Source organism: Candidatus Magnetominusculus dajiuhuensis, from assembly GCF_046044395.1.
In the GTDB taxonomy this organism is placed as follows: domain Bacteria; phylum Nitrospirota; class Thermodesulfovibrionia; order Thermodesulfovibrionales; family Magnetobacteriaceae; genus Magnetominusculus; species Magnetominusculus dajiuhuensis.
In genome coordinates this window covers 13,188-29,357 of the sequence record NZ_JBJUSG010000031.1, presented here as the reverse complement: position 1 = coordinate 29,357, position 16,170 = coordinate 13,188, and the positions used below count along the sequence as shown (strand labels likewise).

13 protein-coding genes are annotated in these 16,170 nt (G+C 48.9%); 7 read left to right on the top strand and 6 right to left on the bottom strand.

What is annotated here, in order from left to right; all coding sequences use genetic code 11:
- Positions 1-153: 153 nt before the first annotated feature.
- The 4 genes from AB7D94_RS06230 to AB7D94_RS06215 are packed head-to-tail and all read left to right on the top strand — an operon-like array spanning position 154 to position 5,660.
- Positions 154-2,262 (top strand): hypothetical protein, encoded by a 2,109-nt coding sequence (locus AB7D94_RS06230; RefSeq protein ID WP_420264875.1) that lies wholly within the window; start codon positions 154-156, stop codon positions 2,260-2,262.
- Positions 2,259-3,776, top strand: a complete 1,518-nt coding sequence (locus AB7D94_RS06225) for an O-antigen ligase family protein (RefSeq protein ID WP_420264874.1) — start codon at positions 2,259-2,261, stop codon at positions 3,774-3,776. The genes AB7D94_RS06230 and AB7D94_RS06225 overlap by 4 nt, the downstream gene beginning before the upstream one ends.
- Positions 3,776-4,774: a lysophospholipid acyltransferase family protein gene (locus tag AB7D94_RS06220; RefSeq protein WP_420264873.1), complete on the top strand. Its 999-nt coding sequence runs from the start codon at positions 3,776-3,778 to the stop codon at positions 4,772-4,774. The genes AB7D94_RS06225 and AB7D94_RS06220 overlap by 1 nt, the downstream gene beginning before the upstream one ends.
- Before the next feature lie 4 nt (positions 4,775-4,778).
- Positions 4,779-5,660 (top strand): HDOD domain-containing protein, encoded by an 882-nt coding sequence (locus tag AB7D94_RS06215; RefSeq protein WP_420264872.1) that lies wholly within the window; start codon positions 4,779-4,781, stop codon positions 5,658-5,660.
- A 126-nt stretch (positions 5,661-5,786) separates the two neighbouring features.
- On the opposite strand, the gene AB7D94_RS06210 is transcribed toward AB7D94_RS06215, so the two are convergent.
- The 6 genes from AB7D94_RS06210 to AB7D94_RS06185 are packed head-to-tail and all read right to left on the bottom strand — an operon-like array spanning position 5,787 to position 11,315.
- Positions 5,787-6,014, bottom strand: coding sequence for a sulfurtransferase TusA family protein (locus tag AB7D94_RS06210; protein WP_420264871.1), 228 nt, complete (start codon positions 6,012-6,014; stop codon positions 5,787-5,789).
- Position 6,015: 1 nt separating this feature from the next.
- Positions 6,016-6,402, bottom strand: a complete 387-nt coding sequence (locus AB7D94_RS06205) for a hydrogenase iron-sulfur subunit (RefSeq protein ID WP_420264870.1) — start codon at positions 6,400-6,402, stop codon at positions 6,016-6,018.
- Positions 6,384-8,348 (bottom strand): 4Fe-4S binding protein, encoded by a 1,965-nt coding sequence (locus AB7D94_RS06200; RefSeq protein WP_420264869.1) that lies wholly within the window; start codon positions 8,346-8,348, stop codon positions 6,384-6,386. The genes AB7D94_RS06205 and AB7D94_RS06200 overlap by 19 nt, the downstream gene beginning before the upstream one ends.
- On the bottom strand, positions 8,339-8,836 hold the full coding sequence (locus AB7D94_RS06195) for a hydrogenase maturation protease (protein WP_420264868.1): 498 nt from the start codon (positions 8,834-8,836) through the stop codon (positions 8,339-8,341). The genes AB7D94_RS06200 and AB7D94_RS06195 overlap by 10 nt, the downstream gene beginning before the upstream one ends.
- Positions 8,833-10,329 (bottom strand): Ni/Fe hydrogenase subunit alpha, encoded by a 1,497-nt coding sequence (locus AB7D94_RS06190; RefSeq protein ID WP_420264867.1) that lies wholly within the window; start codon positions 10,327-10,329, stop codon positions 8,833-8,835. Before AB7D94_RS06190 ends, AB7D94_RS06195 begins: the two co-directional genes overlap by 4 nt.
- Positions 10,326-11,315 (bottom strand): NADH-quinone oxidoreductase subunit B family protein, encoded by a 990-nt coding sequence (locus tag AB7D94_RS06185; RefSeq protein WP_420264866.1) that lies wholly within the window; start codon positions 11,313-11,315, stop codon positions 10,326-10,328. The genes AB7D94_RS06190 and AB7D94_RS06185 overlap by 4 nt, the downstream gene beginning before the upstream one ends.
- 213 nt (positions 11,316-11,528) lie before the next feature.
- On the opposite strand from AB7D94_RS06185, the gene AB7D94_RS06180 reads away from it, so the two are divergent.
- From AB7D94_RS06180 to AB7D94_RS06170, 3 genes are read left to right on the top strand one after another with little or no spacing between them, the layout of a single operon-like run.
- Positions 11,529-13,787 carry a response regulator gene (locus AB7D94_RS06180; RefSeq protein ID WP_420264865.1) on the top strand — a complete coding sequence of 753 codons (2,259 nt, stop codon included), beginning with the start codon at positions 11,529-11,531 and terminating at the stop codon, positions 13,785-13,787.
- Between the two features lie 16 nt (positions 13,788-13,803).
- Entirely contained in the window at positions 13,804-15,867 is a 2,064-nt protein-coding gene (locus AB7D94_RS06175) for a cache domain-containing protein (RefSeq protein ID WP_420264864.1), read from the top strand.
- 3 nt (positions 15,868-15,870) lie between these two features.
- Positions 15,871-16,170, top strand: a complete 300-nt coding sequence (locus tag AB7D94_RS06170) for a hypothetical protein (protein ID WP_420264863.1) — start codon at positions 15,871-15,873, stop codon at positions 16,168-16,170.

Here is a 16,170-nt window from a genome sequence, read left to right as displayed (position 1 = left end):
TGGAAATCATTGCAACTTCCCATGAAAACTTGTTTTTTTCGTTAGAACAAATTTGTCTTGTAGCCAGGCTTCCCAAAATAGACATCCGACTACGATTTTTTGTATAATCAGGTAAATGAATTCAACCGGGTGTGGTATCGTTATGAGGTTAAAATGCAAGGGGTGAAGCCGTTACTGTATCTGGTGTTATCAGCATTTATCTCAATATTTATATTTTTGAATTTCGCCTATGCCATGGAAGACCTCATCACGGTCGTCAAAAAAGTCAGGGCTGACGTGAAAAACACCGCCACAAACGCCTCTAATTTAAACGAGAGGCTGGTCATTTTTTTTCAGTGGCAGCGGCTCCTGTTTGAAAAAGGCATAGACGTAAGCAAGTCCGTCACCAAAGAACAGGCTATGAAAATAGAAGAGACCGCAAGGGCAAATCCCCCTCAGGCATTTAAGATGATAGACAAGGCCTATGCGGCACTTGAGCAGACATTCGGCAAGGTTGAATTAACCGCCCCGACAGGAGAGCCGACACAAGACAGGCAGTTTTCTCCCCCTTCCAATGCCGCCTTGCAACCGGCAAACCAACCACCCGACCCTCCTGCCGCGCAACCGCCACTCCCACAGTTTGACGCGCAGACTATAAGGGTGGTTCGCAGTGAAGTAAAGGCCTCGCCTACTAACGAACAAAACGTGCAACACCGTGCCTCTGTACTTCTGGGGTGGGCCGCCGCGTTAAAGGCAACAAACCCTGACGCCCAAAGAATCTTCCCCGCCGAGACCTCCACCCTCATCAGGGCATACATCAACGAAGACCCGGCGAAGGCGGCCAAAATTGTTGACCGTGTCTTTGCGGATTTTGAAAGGCTGCAACAAGGCGCTAAACCCCCGGCTGCTAAAAGCGCACCTAATAGCAATACCGTCGCGCTCTCAGTAGGCACGGGTATAGACAAGGTAAAAATAACCGAGGGCATCCCCACTGCCCAAAGTGGCCACATTGTAACAGATTACGCCACAGCATTCAAAACCTACATAGCCGACGCAAAAAATGGTTTGGTTACGGTTGAATTAACAGACGCCCCCGTTTATGTCGAGCCAGTCTCAGACGCTCGCTGTGTACCCAACCCAAACGAATCGCCATTTGTCCTCATCTCGCCGGAGATAGAAGCCCTGTCAGACAGAAATTCAGAGAAATACGTCGGCAGATACGCCCAACAACTCGGCCTTAAGTGGATAAGATTCCTGGGCGCTACCGGACTGAACTACATGGTCTATAAGTTCGGCGGCAGGGACTTCTCATCAGGTGGCGCTTATCTTGGGCAATTGGGCGCCCTCTATGGCGATGCCGCCTCAAAGGGGCTTACTGTCATCACCACTATCCACCCCGGCGTCTCAACAGCCCCCAACCCACAGTCAGGCGGCCTCGGCAGGCTTACATTTACAGAGAAAGACGTAAAAGACTACACCGATTTCCTCAGGGCCGCGCTGAACAAACTCCCAAAGGTAAGGTACTTCTTCGTCGAGACAGAGGCCGACTATAAGTTTGACCCCAGGGACTACGCCCTTGCCCTTTTTACCACATATAAGACGATTAAGGCCACCTGCCCTGATTGTAAGATTATCACGGCCGGGTATGTAAACCCCGAGCGGCCATACTACAAAGAGGTGCTCGACAATCTGGCGTCTATGAATGCGCAAAGGGCGTTTGACATATTTGACATGTGGCACCCCTTCGGCACATTAAACGTCTATAAAGGACCTGACACCGAACCCGAAAAACTAAAAAACGAATTCGACACCTCCGCAAAACTGCTCAAGGCCTACGGCTACGGGGACGTACCCATCTGGATAGGTGAGACGAGCTTACCAAGCGGCTCTCATAATCCCTACGAAACCGCCTTCTCCGAGCGAAGGCAAGCCGCTGACGTCATCAGCAGATACATCACCGCCATTTCGGCAGGCGTGAAAAAGGTAATCTGGACAAATATCTACGACCATAACAAGTTCGCCGGAGACTTCAGCTACTTCGATTATACCGGATTTATCAATAATCCGAAAAACGGCGGGGCGTCCTTTAAGAAACTCTCCTACTACACATATATGATGCTGGCAGAGAAGTTTAAATGTCTGGACACCCCGGTGATTACCCCATTAGCGCTCAAAAATGGTATCAAGGGATATAAACTTCAAGGGAAAAATACCCAAACCCTCTACGTCCTATGGCAAGACGCCCTCTGGCAGACGCCAGATAACCGGCAAGACACACGATGAGCACCCTGTCGGCTTCAAAATCTGACACACCGCTGACGTTTCGCCAGGTGCCGACGCTTGTCCTTCTTTGCATATGCTGCGTTGCCGCCTCCGTGATGTACATAATAAATCCGGTCTGGCTTGCCATAGCCGTTGCCCTTGTCCTGCTTGCCGCCGTTTTCTTTGCCGGTTATGAGTTTGGGCTTTTGCTGACGGTGTTCACGTTTTACATTGAGTTTACCTGTATTGAATATTTTGTTGCTGAAACGGGGGACGCCGCCATATTTCCCATTTGTATATTGTTTATGGCGATAACCTTTGGGGCGTGGTTGTATAAGAAGGCCATTGACAAGGGCCTGAAAAGGCAGCCCACGCCGGTTGACGTTGTTGTGCTGGCAATACTCGTGTATAATGGAATATCCCTGCTATGGACGCCTTCTCTGGAGGAGGGTTCTCTGTTTTACCTTCAAATGCTCTTTGGGGCGCTGATATATTATCTCGTAACCGGAATCGTTACTTCCAGAGAAATGCTGCATAAGTTTATTGTAATGCTCTTAGTGTCGGGCGTCATATGCAGCGTGGCCGTGTTTGTATCGAAATGGTACATGTCGTTTTATGATTTTTTAATCGCGCCCCACACGATGCTCTCCGTGTATGGATTAAGACAGATAATGAACAGACCAACAGGGCTGACTATCGGGGCACCCTCAACACCCCTGGAGGTGGAAATGATAATTATATCCTTAACGCTGCTGTTACTTACCAAAGACCGTCGTTTGAAATTCCTTTACGGGCTTGTTGCCGCCATTGGCTCACTTGCCATTGTGATGATGGCCGTAAGGGGGGCCTTTGTGGCGCTTGGGGCGGCCATTGTCATGTTTTTTAAATTTCATCCTATATATAAAGAAAGATTCGTCAAATATACGGCAATTACACTGCTTGTGTATCTGGTTATTATAGTTACGGCCACACCCGGCTTTATTGACAGGCTTATAATTGGTTTTGGCTACAAGGGACACACAATGTTTACAACCAGCACCACCCTGAAGTCAAACACAGAGGAGTTGTCGTCCAAGAATGAGGGCGTAACGGGCATCGGCTCAAGAATGACTATGTGGAAGACCGGACTGAGATACATGGTACAAAATCCCTATACGTTTATAACCGGCATTGGCGTGGGGGGATTTGTCTATGTCGTACCGGAGACGATTTCCGAGGTACACAGCCTGATATTTTCGTTCTTTTTCGAGATGGGCGTCTTTGGCATTTTAGCGCTGGCCTTTTTTATCAATTTTTTTGCCCGAACTTTCCATCAGACATGGAAGGAGTTTGACGGCGGTTATATGGCAAATCTGATGTTTGCCATGAACGTCATAGTGGTAGCCGTGTTTGCGGTGAATGGGCTGATTCAATTTGATTTGACTTCACATACGGCGCGCTTTGTGTGGTTTTTGCTTGGATTTTATCTGGCCGTCCTGCGAATATATAAACAGCAACGCAGCGCAGGCGTTAATAAGCTCTCTGCGGGGTGTTGATGGACAAAGTTAAACCTCCCATTGGGAAACTTCAAGTCGGGGCGTTTCTGAAATGGCTATACTGGCGGTATTTGCGTGTGGGGTTTTCCCTGCTGCCGCCGTGGGCGATAAATGTGATGACGGCAGCCATGGCGCGCGTTCAAATGGCCATTGCGGGCAACAGAAGGCAACTCATGTCAGAGGAACTCAGGCTCTCGTCCCTGATTAAGGACAGAGACGCGGGGCAACTTATGCGGAAATCGTTTCAAAACCAGTTGAATGCGTGGATAAAGCAATGCTACCTTAGAAGGATGAACGACAAGACCATTGACGAATATATCCCGGCCGATGGCCTTTCTCACCTTGACAGCGCGTTAGTGGTTGGCCGCGGGGCGATATTGTTAAATCCCCACTTCGGCCCGTATATGATGGCAATGCCGGCCCTTGGACACAGGGGATACAGGGTCAATCAGTTGGCGATTCAGGCGGAGTCACCAAGGGTTGCACGGGTTGGCCTTACAATGCTTGCCAATAAGGCCAGATACGACGCCGTAGAGGGTGCCATGCCAGTTCAATTCATTAACGCCGGAGCCGAAACCTTTGACAACTTCGGCCTCAGAAATATGGCAATCAGAGATATGCTATCTGCTCTCCGCCGAAACGAACTTGTCCTATATCCACCAACGGGCAGAGGGGGCAGAAAGTGGCATACCGCGCCGTTTCTTGGCCGTACGGCCAACTTCAACCTCGTACCGTACAAAATCGCCCTAAAGGAAGGCGTCCCGCTTATACCCATGTTTTTAATTGATTCTGAGCGCGCTGGCTCACGGGCTGCCGCCAGAGCAGTCATAGAACCGCCCATAGAGGTGTCTGAGGGCGACACGCCGGAGGGGCTGCTGATGAAATACCTTGCCGTGCTGACGTCTTATGTAGAAAAATACCCTGAGCATTTTGCATTCTTTCAGTTCGATATGAAAATAAAATCAGAATGGGACGACCATCCTTTTTTTATCAGGTGAAGCAATGGCAAAACATGACAATATAGATTTAGTCAATCAGGCCAAAAGAATCATTAAAACTGTAAGTATTCCGCCTCAGCCAAAGGTTGTTATGGAGCTGAAGCGTGAATTAGGCCTGGACCCTGATTACGGTAGAATTGCCCAACTGGTAGGTGGCGATACCGCCCTCTGTGCCATGATACTAAAGGTCGCACACTCACCAATGTTTGGGGCTGAAAGGTTCGACACAATAGACGGGGCCACACAAAAGGTCTTGTCATCTTTAGTGCCAGATACCCTTTACAATATCATAGTGGACATATCGCTGAAAAGACGCGCTGGTACTCTGGTTAACAAGCTGGACGGCTTTTACAGCCATTCTGAGGTGGTAGCCAAATCCTGCGCCTATCTTGCCGAAAAAACAGGGCTGGTATCCAGCGATGTGGCGTATATGACTGGTTTATTCCACGACTGTGCGATTCCTGTACTGGCGGAGAAATTCGATAATTACATGGACATCGCTGGGGCCGCTATGGGCCTTGTACCCGCCAAATCGCTCTCCGGTGAGCAAAAGTCCATAATTGGAATAGAAGGCGATATGTTTAACACTGACCACTGCGTGGTGGGTTATTTATTTGCCAGAATGTGGGGGGTGTCCAAATCCATATCAGACGTCATTTTATACCACCATTATGTTGATATAAACATTCACAAGGACAAGACAACAAAGGACCTGGCCGCCATATTATTACTTTCGGAGTTTCTCTGTCTATTTTATGACAATGTCAATAACGACGCATATCAGAACATTGAGCAGTGGGCCTCCTTCAATAACAAGGTCATCGTCCACCTGAATATAGACATACAGGATATAGTGGATATGAAAGACGACGTCATGGAATTCTGAAGCCGCCAACGAGCGGCAGCCGGAAATCAATAGATAAACTTCGGCAAAACTACGGGGTGAAGGGGGGGTTACCCCCCCTTCGTCGTTAATCCTTTTATGTCTATACGGCAGTATGCTTTTAGTATGTTAAATCTTCACCTGACAGCGTTTAGCGCCGTTATCCTCATCTTTTACCCACAGGACGGTTTTCCCCACCCTCTCGCCCCATCTTTTTAAGTCATTTGCAAAGGTCGGGCAATCGGCAACTACTTCCAAAACGTCACCGGCCTTCAACTCCGTACGCACCTTTATTGTCATTTGAAGCGTAGGTTGAGGGCACTTCAATCCCTTTAGGTCAAGCACCATAGTAGCCATATTAACTCCTTTTTCCCAACGCCCTGACGGCGTCTGTCATTTCAGTTATGATTTCGATAAATCTATCTCCCTCTGATGCAGAGACATAGTCAAACCTGCACCGGGCACTCTCTATGCCGTGTTCGGCAAGCACACGTAACAATATGCGATGGCGAGCCAGGGCCTTGTAGTTGCCCTCCTTGTAGTGGCAGTCTCCGGGGTGGCAGGCCAATACCAAAACACCGTCTGCCCCTGCCTTGTACGCCTTAAGTATAAACTGCGGGTCAACCCTGCCGCTGCACATCACCCTTACCACATTTACATTTGGCGGATAAGCTCTTGTGGCCTTGTCCGCCCCAGCGTATGAACACCAGTTACACAAGAAACCGACTATCCTTGGTTCAAACATGCCAACACCCCTTCTATCTCTGCCAATATCGCGTCGTTTGTGAAATGATTGCCGTTTATAGCACCGGCAGGGCAGGCGGCAACACAGGTTCCGCACCCCTCACACAGCACCTCGTTAACCGAGGACTTCCCCGTCTCCTGGCCAACCCCTATCGCCTTGTATGGACACACCAATGCACAGACCCTGCATCCTGAACACCTGTCGGCATCCACTGAGGCCGTTATTGGCTCTATCTCAAGCCGCTTTCCCCCGACAATGCCAGAAAGGGCGTAACCGGCTGTGGCCATCCCCTGTGTTATCGCCTGTTGAATTGACATTGGCGACTGACAGGCCCCCGCTATGTATATCCCCCGCACCTTGGCCATTACAGGGTCGAGCGTTGCGTGCAGCTCCTCAAAAAATCCAAACATGTCTACGGTTGTGCCAAGTGTCTCATTTAGTTTGCCGATGTCTTTCGATGGCACAACGGCCGGGCACAGCACTACCATGTCTGCCTTAATTGATGAGTTTACTATCATGATACCATTCTCTTTCTCAGTGACACATAATGTATCAATGTCCTTGTACTGTATGAAGACCGCGTTGGGATTTTCCTTCGCTCGTTTATAGAGAAAATATTCCTCTTTCCCAGGGTATACGAGTTCCTTGTGGAGATGATGTATTTGCGTGTCTGGTAATTTATGTCCGACCATGAGATTAAACTTAAACGCGTACTGGCAGCAGATGCCTGAGCAGTACTCCTTGTGTTTACTATCGAGGCTACCCACACAGTGGATTATCGCAATTGACCTGGGCGTGCGCCCTGAGCGCGTCAAAAGCTGCCCGCTGGTTGGGCCGGTTGAAGACAGCAGCCTTTCAAACTCAAATGACGTGTAGACATCGGGCAGCCTGCCAAGTCCAAGGTTAGAAATTAATCCGGCATCGTAAAGCGACGCCCCTACCGCCACGATAACTGCCCCCATGCGCCTCTCTACTATTTCCTCTGTATCGTCATACAGTATTATACCCCCGCCAAGTGGACAGGCCTCATCACAAAGCCGGCAGTCCTCACCCCTTGCCCTCAGACACGCCGCCATATCTATAAATGGAACATTCGGCAGTGCCCCTGCAAACGACAGAGATATCGCCTTTCTGCTGTCCAGCCCGTTGTTGAATTCGTTCTTAACGTCAACAGGACACACCTCTATGCACTCGCCACATCCTATGCACTGATTCATGTCGGCGTAACGCGGCGTCTTTCTTATCTTTGCAATGAAGTTGCCATAAAAGCCGTATAGTTCCACAACCTCAGACAAGGTAAGTATTTCTATGTTTTTGGCATAATCACCGTGGAGTATCTCATCTAACATCGGCTCAAGCATACACGGCGCACATTGGAGATTTGGAAACACCTCTTCGTATAGCACCGGCTGCCCGCCTATTACCGCCCTCTTTTCGACAAGCGTAACATTTCTGCCTGTCTGTGCTATGGTTAACGCGGCCTTCAGCCCGGCAGGCCCTGCCCCGATAACCATGACATCGGGGGACATCTCTATGGACTTCATCTCAAGCGGCTTATGAAACGCCACCCTTTTTACTGCCCCTTTTATGAGGGCGGCGGCCTTTAGAGAGGCCAGCCGTACATCCGGGGTTACCCATGCCACCTGCTCTCTTATGTTGACCATCTGCATAAGGTAGGGGTTCATACCGGCGCCGGATAGTACCCGCATAAACGTGTTTTCATGCTCACGCGGGGAACACGCGGCGATGACAATCCTGTCCGGTTTCTCTGCGGCTATTTCGCCACGCAGATACGCCTTGCCGTCATCGGAGCACATCAGCTCGCAGGTCTTAAAATATGCCCAATCGCACCCTGTCTCAAGCGCCCGCCTGACCAGCTCTGAGTCTACCTTGCCGGAGATGTTGCCGCCGCAGTTACAGAAATACACCCCTATCTTCACACGCATAAGCTCTCAACTTTACAATCGGCGCACATACTTAAAACGCCGTTAACAACGTCGGACAGGGCGTTCTCCACATCCATCGAGAGCCACTGGCCAAAGGTGTTGACGTCTTGTACCTCAACTGCCCATATGTGTATCTCAAATGGAAGTACCATCCCAAGCGCCCTTCCCATGCTAAGGGCCATAGGGAGCGTCATGTCATGGCTGCTGCCGCAGTTTCTCGTTTGCGGCAGACCATCCGCCGTCAATCTGTATATCGTACCCGGGGCGTTTTCCCCCGTGACGATTGAATCAATAATAACCGCCCTGTCATAACCGGCTATCGCATCTAAAAGACGAAGGCCTCCGGCATAAGCCTCAGACACCAAAATGTCTTCGTTGTACGGCGAATATCCAGCGCCCAGCCGCTGCCCTATCAAGCGCGCGGCCCGCGGCCCGACACTATCGTCGCACAGGATGGGATTTCCCAGCCCTATAATTATAGTCTTCAAGTTATCTTCTCATCCCTGCTGAAACGCCTCAGGATTTCCCCCTCACCGTTTCTAATATTGACAATTAAAGGCATCTGACCGGGCAGCGAGTGAGTGGCGCATGAAAGGCACGGGTCATAGAGCCTGAAGGCCATCTCTATCTTATTTAACAGCCCCTGGTCAATAATCTTTCCTTTGGTTATGAGCTTCTCAGCCGCTCTTTTTATTGACAGGGTCATGGGGGCGTAGTTATTAGTAGTACCTACAATCATGTTGACCATAGTGAGCACCCCTCGGTCGTCGCTTTCGTAGTGGTGTGTCAGCGTACCCCTTGGGGCCTCCACACAACCTATCCCTTTGCCAACTATTTTATCAGGGATAACCCGAACCGCCGGGGATGTTATCTCAGGGTCTGTTGCCAGTTCAAGCATATGTTCTGCCGCGTAGAGAAGCTCAATAAGCCTTGCCCAGTGGGTAACAAGCCTGTGGTGGATGGGCTGATACCTGCCGTTTTGTTTTTTTGAGCCGAGGGTTTCGTACATCCTCTCAAACTGCTCCTGCGCCCCCGGTGTAGACATTGAATCCGACACGTTTAACCGTGAAAGTGGCGACGCCGCGTATATCCCGCTGTCTATGCCATCAACAAAACCCTTCCAGCCGACATGCTTTAAGAATGGATACTTCAAATATGACCACTCCTCTACATGTTCGGCGATGTGATTTACATAATCTTTCGGGTGATATTTAATAAATTCATTCCCCTCCGGATCAACAACTCTAATCATGCCGTCATAAAAGTTAACCCTGTTTTGGCTGTCCACAAGCCCCATGTAATATGTCTTATGAACGTAGATATCTGATGTAATCATATCCATGTACTTGGGGTTTTTGAGCACTATATCGTCAAAGGCCTTGAGGCTGAAGTGGGCAAACTCTATATTTTCCCTCGCTATCGCCTCAATCTCTGACCTCTCATTTTCGCTGACGGCCTTGCTCCAGCCGCCGGGAACACCCGCGGCCAGATGAACGCCCCTGCCGCCAAGAATTTCAATCACATGGTGGTTTCTGGCCCTGCAGCCGATTACCTTTTTAGCCGCGTCAAGGCCGACCTTTTTGATAACGCCAAGTATATTCCTCTCTGTGGGAGGGGCATCCGGCCCGACTATGAAGTCCGGGCCTCCGAGTGCATAAAAATGTGTCGTGTGGTCGGTAATGAAAAAGGCCATGTAAAGAAGCTCTCTGATTTTTTTGGCCGCCGCTGGTGGCTCCACACCAAATAGCTCATCGAGGGCCTTAACAGAGGCAAGATGATGCGCCTCAGGGCACACACCACATATGCGGTTTGTAATAACCGGCATGTCCTCGGCAAGCCTTCCGACGCAAAACTGCTCAAACCCCCTGAGTTCCGGCACCTGAAAGTAAGTATTCATAACATCACCGCTGTCGTCAAGAAATATCTCAATCTTACCGTGGCCTTCAAGCCTTGTTATGGGGTCAATAGAGATACGCTTCATGGCTGTCTGCCGCCGAGTATGGAGCCTGCGAGGCTGTATTTGTAAAACGTCCCCGAATAATCCGGTATCGAATCAACAATCATATCTATGTGCCGTATCAGCTCATCCTCGCTCATGCCTTTTTTATCACCTATGTCTAAGATGGAACCCAGTGCGGCTACCATCTTTGCCCCTTGGTCAAGAACGCCAGCGGGCGGGCCATAGCAGCCAGAGCAGGGCATATTTACCTTTGGACAGAGCGCTCCGCAGCCGTCTGCTGTGGCTATCCCCATACAGATAAGCCCCTGGTCTAACAGGCACGCCTCAGTATCCGGGATTATCTCATAGGTGCGGTATAACCGCGTGATATGTTTATCTTCTTTCTTTCTGCTGCATTCACGGCACACGGTGGAACTCCCCGCGCCGAGAATGCCTCCCTTTGGCGGCAGGGGTTTTCCTTGTATCACAGCCTCTATGACATTCCACACCTGAGCTGGCTCCGGCGGGCATCCCGGTATGGAATAATCCACATCCGTAACCTGCAACAGGGTTCTTACATGCTCATAAAATGCCGGTAATGTCAGCATTCCCTCCGGCACGATAGTCTCAGGTTTAGGGACGATACATTGCGGGTTATCCACGGTAGGATTATCCAGATATATGGATTCGAAATGCGCGGCCCTTGTGTGGAGGTTGCTAAGGCCGGGGATACAGCCCTCGTATGCACATGAACCGAAGGCGATGAGCAGTTTCGATTTTCTCCTCAGAAGGTGTGCCATTTCCTCGTTTTCCTGGGTGCGAATGGCCCCGTTAAAGAATGTTATGGCAATTCCGCCATCGTCAAGGGCTTCAATATCTTTCTTTTTGGTATCAAGGAGGCATGGACAGAAATAGAAATCAAAATTTGCGGCTACATCAAGAATTTTCTCGTTAATGTTGATAAGAGAAACCTCACATCCCCCACACGAAGATGCCCAGTACATGCTCAACTTCGGTTTTTCAACCATAAGTTCTCCCCCTGATAAAAAACCTTCTCTACAGGAATTATGTATGAATAGATTATCATATACGGATATAGAAATGTCAATGAAAAATTGACATTGGCGTTTAGGTGGCGGTATAATCGGGGTTAAGAAATCATTTGTTGGAAACCGGTCATGTTAGGGGGACTGTTTTAAAATATGAAGTACCATGTCGGCATCAGGAGGATATATTCAATAATGAAAAATTTGACGATTTTTAAAAGAGCGCACCGGAGTATTCTTATCTTAGTTGCCGTTGTTGCAGTGGTGAATTTTCTCTTTACCGTTTTTAGTATCCGCCATGCGGGAATAGCCACTACGCCAGAACGGATTTTGGTTTCGGCATTAACCTTTAGCTGGCCGCTTTGGGTCATGCTTGCTGTTTTTTCGGTGGTTTTGTTTCGAATTTTAAATAAACTCATAAACGAACCCCTGAATGCCATCATTGACTACGCGAAAAAACTTGTCGAACACGACTATGACGCCACAATCGATATAAATACCGGCGATGAGTTTGACGCCCTCGCAAGTATCCTGCAATTTTTGGTAATCGACATCATAGAGGTATTTGAACGATTCGAGGATGCCGCCGGTGATCTGGCCGAAAGGGATGCGAAACTTACCTCAATCTACAACTACCTGGAAGCCGTCATTGACAATATGGCTGACGGCCTGATGGTTGTCAATGCCGCGGGGGAAATCACACGCGTCAACAAACCGCTGGCCTATTGCTATGGCATTAATGCCTCCGAGGCCATAGGCAAAATGGTAGAACAGGTCTTTGGCAAAGACATGTCACGGCTGTTTAAGCAAAGCATCGGCACAGGCTTCGGCGTGCCTGTAGCCTCGGACATCGAGCTGTCCTCATCAATGGTGCTCAAGGCGTCGTCCACCGTTGTTCGCGTGCACGGCCTTGGCAGCGGAGAGTGGCAGAACCGTGACGCCAATGACGTTGTCATCATAACCAGTGACGTTACCAGAGAGAGAAACATTGACAGAATGAAAACGGACTTTATATCTACTGTCTCCCATGAACTGAGGACACCGTTAACCTCAATTTTGGGGTTTACCGAGATTATTCAGGAACGGCTGAGAGACCAAATCTTCCCCAACCTTCCCGCGGACTCAAAAAAAATCGCCCGCTCAATAAAACTCATTGAAGACAACATCGCCATTATTATCGGCGAGGGGATGCGCCTGACCAGCCTCATCAACGATGTCCTCGATATTGCCAAGATGGAGTCGGGAAAGGTTGAATGGAAAAATGAAACCCTCCACATAGGAGACATTATCAAGCGGGCCGCTCAAACCACAAAATCCCTATGCGACAAGGCCGGCCTTGAGTTCATCGTAGATGTAGAGCCGGATATCCCGCCAGTCGTAGGGGACGGCGACAGGCTTGTTCAGGTAGTCATTAACCTTCTCTCTAACGCTATCAAGTTTACCGATGTCGGCACCGTAGCCTGCCGTGCATGGCGGCAAGGCTCAGAGGCAGTTATAAGCATCAGCGACACCGGCATCGGTATCGAACCCAAGGACAGAGAGTCCATCTTTGAGAAGTTTAGACAGGTTGGCGACACCCTCACCGATAAACCAAAAGGTACCGGACTCGGTCTTCCCATCAGCAAACAGATAGTTATCCACCATAAGGGGCGAATTTGGATAGAGGGCAACACAGCCAGGGGAAGCACTTTTTTCTTTACGCTGCCGCTGCTGTCAGTGGATTCCTATAGATTAACCTCTACGGATCTTGATACCCTGGTGAAAACAATTCGCAGTGGGACTGCGGAAGCCAGAACCAGCCTTTCAGACAGCTTAGACAACATTGCGGCGGGGGGTAAAACCATCTTAGTGGTTGATGACGACGACAGCATACGTGAACTCCTGACTCAGGAACTCCAGGGCCAGGGCTACAACGTCAGAACGGCAAAAAACGGCGTGGAGGCCATTAAAAGCATGAAAGAGATGCGTCCTCATCTAATCATTTTAGACGTCATGATGCCGGAGGTGAGCGGTTTTGATGTGGCTGCCGTCATCAAAGGCGACCCCGCAACGGCAGACGTGCCCGTCATTATCCTGTCCATTGTTGAGGACGCTGAACGAGGTCGGCGTCTTGGCGTTGACCGCTACCTGACAAAACCTATCAACAAGGAACTCCTGTTTAACGATATCAGGACGCTGCTTGCCGGAGTCACTTCAAAAAAGAAGATCATGGTCGTGGATGAGAACGAATCAAACGTCAGGACGCTGACAGACGTACTCCTTGCAAAGGGCTATTCGGTCGTTTCTGCAACCGACGGCACGGGAAGTATCGAAAAGGCACGTGCCGAAAAGCCGGATATTATTATTGTTGACGCAACGCTCTCAGAACGCGACGAGTTGGTCAAGGCGCTGCGGTTTGAAAAGGAGTTTGAAAATGTCTACTTTATCTACCTCTACGGGCCTGAGAAATCTTAGCCGCGTGAGGGGATAGATGTTTAAATCAAGGCTCTTTATTAAATACTTTTTCACCATCGTTGTCATACTTGCCGCCTTTACCGCCACAATTTACTTCTATTCCGAGTCCTTCATAGAAAAGGAAGTCTTTGAAATAGAAAAATCATCGGCAAGGACAGTACTTGACAATGTGTACGAAATGGTGCGTAGTATCAACCACGACTTGCAGTCATACAGGGTGTCTGCCCTTCAGGCGAAAAAGAGAGAACTTAAGAACGTCATAATGATGGCTGAAAGCTACATTAACACCATGGATGAGCAGTCTGGCAGCGTCTCGCGTGGCGACATCGAAAAAAAGATATTGGATACGATTAGCAGATTCGAATACGGAAATAGCGATTATACCTTTGTCTTCAATAATGCAAAAGTGCTTGCCCACCCTGACCCGACACTCGTGGGGCGCGATTGTTCGGGCATAACCGACGTTACAGGCAAACTCGTATTGACCCCTATGGTTGATGCCGCACTAAAAGACGGTGAAGGGTACCACACCTATAAGTGGAAAAGGCTTAATACTGATGCCGAACCCAAGGATAAGTTAACATACTTTAAGTATCTTCCCAAACATAAATGGATTATAGCCACCGGTGTATATATGGATGACATTGATAATACAGCAAGGAAGATGATGAGTACTGCTATTAATAGTCTGGGTGAAATACTTAGGGCCATAAAAGTGGCAAAAACAGGCTATGTCTTTATATTTTCCCCAAAAAGAGATAATGATACCGCCTCTATGGTCATCCATCCACGTAATGACATGAAGATAGTAGATATGGATGTGTACGTTAACACGCCGGCAAAGCGCAATGTATATAAAGAACTTGCAAAAGCCGCGGATAACCCCGAAGGCATAAGGTATAAGTGGGATAAGATTGAAGACCAGGGCCACTATGTCTATGATAAGATTACCTGGGTGCGGTATTACAAACCACTTGGCTGGTACATCTGTGCCTCCGTGTATATGGATGAACTACAGAGCAGCTCACGGGAAATGGGCAGACGCATACTGGCAATTGCATTTGCCGGTCTGATATTTTTAATATTTTTTGGGTATCTGTTCTCAAGAAGAATGGTGGCCCCACTGAAGAGGCTTTCAGAAATGGCGTTACGCATTAAAAGTGGAGACTTAACGGCAACCATTGATATTAAACGCAACGACGAAATCGGCATCCTTGCCGATGCCTTTAACAGCATGGTGGAGCAACTCAGGGGCAATTTCGCCTTATTAGATGCGAAGGTGAAGGAACGTACAACGGAGCTTCAGGCCGCATACGATAAACTCAAGGCCCTTGACGAGCTTAAATCGGCCTTCCTGTCTAACGTATCTCACGAACTCCGAACACCTCTTACGTCTATATACGGGTTTGCGGAGATCATAAAGGAATCCTTTGAAAAGACGGTGCTGCCACACGTTAATATTGAGGGCAAAAAGGTGGAGCGTTCGGTAAGGAACATAAACGAAAACATTGCTATTATAATATCTGAAAGTGAGCGGCTCACGTCTCTGATAAACAACTTGTTAGACCTCACAAAGATGGAGGCCGGCAAGATGGTCTGGAAAAAGGATATTATTAACGTGCAGGATCTGCTAAACCACGCTGTCAGGGTAACATCCTCGCTTTTTCAGAGAAAGGACTCCTCAGCGCTCATAATAGAGAGTGAAAAAAATATTCCCGATACTGTGGGCGATTATGATAGAATTCTGCAGGTGGTTATAAACCTGATTTCAAACGCCATAAAGTTCAGCACAGATGGCGATATAACCCTGAGGGCGGACTGCCGCAGCGGCGGGCATCTCACGGTATCTGTGTCAGACAAAGGCGCTGGAATACCCATAGAGGAACAGGAAATGGTTTTCGAGAAGTTCAAACAACTGGGCGATACACTTACAAATAAGCCGACAGGGACGGGGCTTGGGCTTCCTATATGCAAGGAAATTGTAGAACACCACGGGGGGCGTATATGGGTTTCGAGCGCTCAGGGGCAAGGCAGTATTTTTTCTTTCACGCTGCCTGTAATAAGGACAGGCCAGGATTAACTTATGATGATAAGGGAGGTTATCAGGGCAAACACATTAGGGAAAAAAGCAGAAATTGCCTATGTCCTCATTTCGGCTTGTCCCTTTCCGTCATTCCGGCTTGTCCGGAATCTTCCCTTAAGTGGGTGTTTCTTGATGATTTTGCCTATTCTGAGGCATAAGGACAGATTCCGGACAAGCCGGAATGACAAAAATGAGGGCGGCATTGACATATTTAGGCGTTCATTTGTTGTCTGTCATTCCCGCGAAAGCGGGAATCCAGAAGAGGATGTTTCTAATGCGATTGCCCTGGGGAGGTTATAA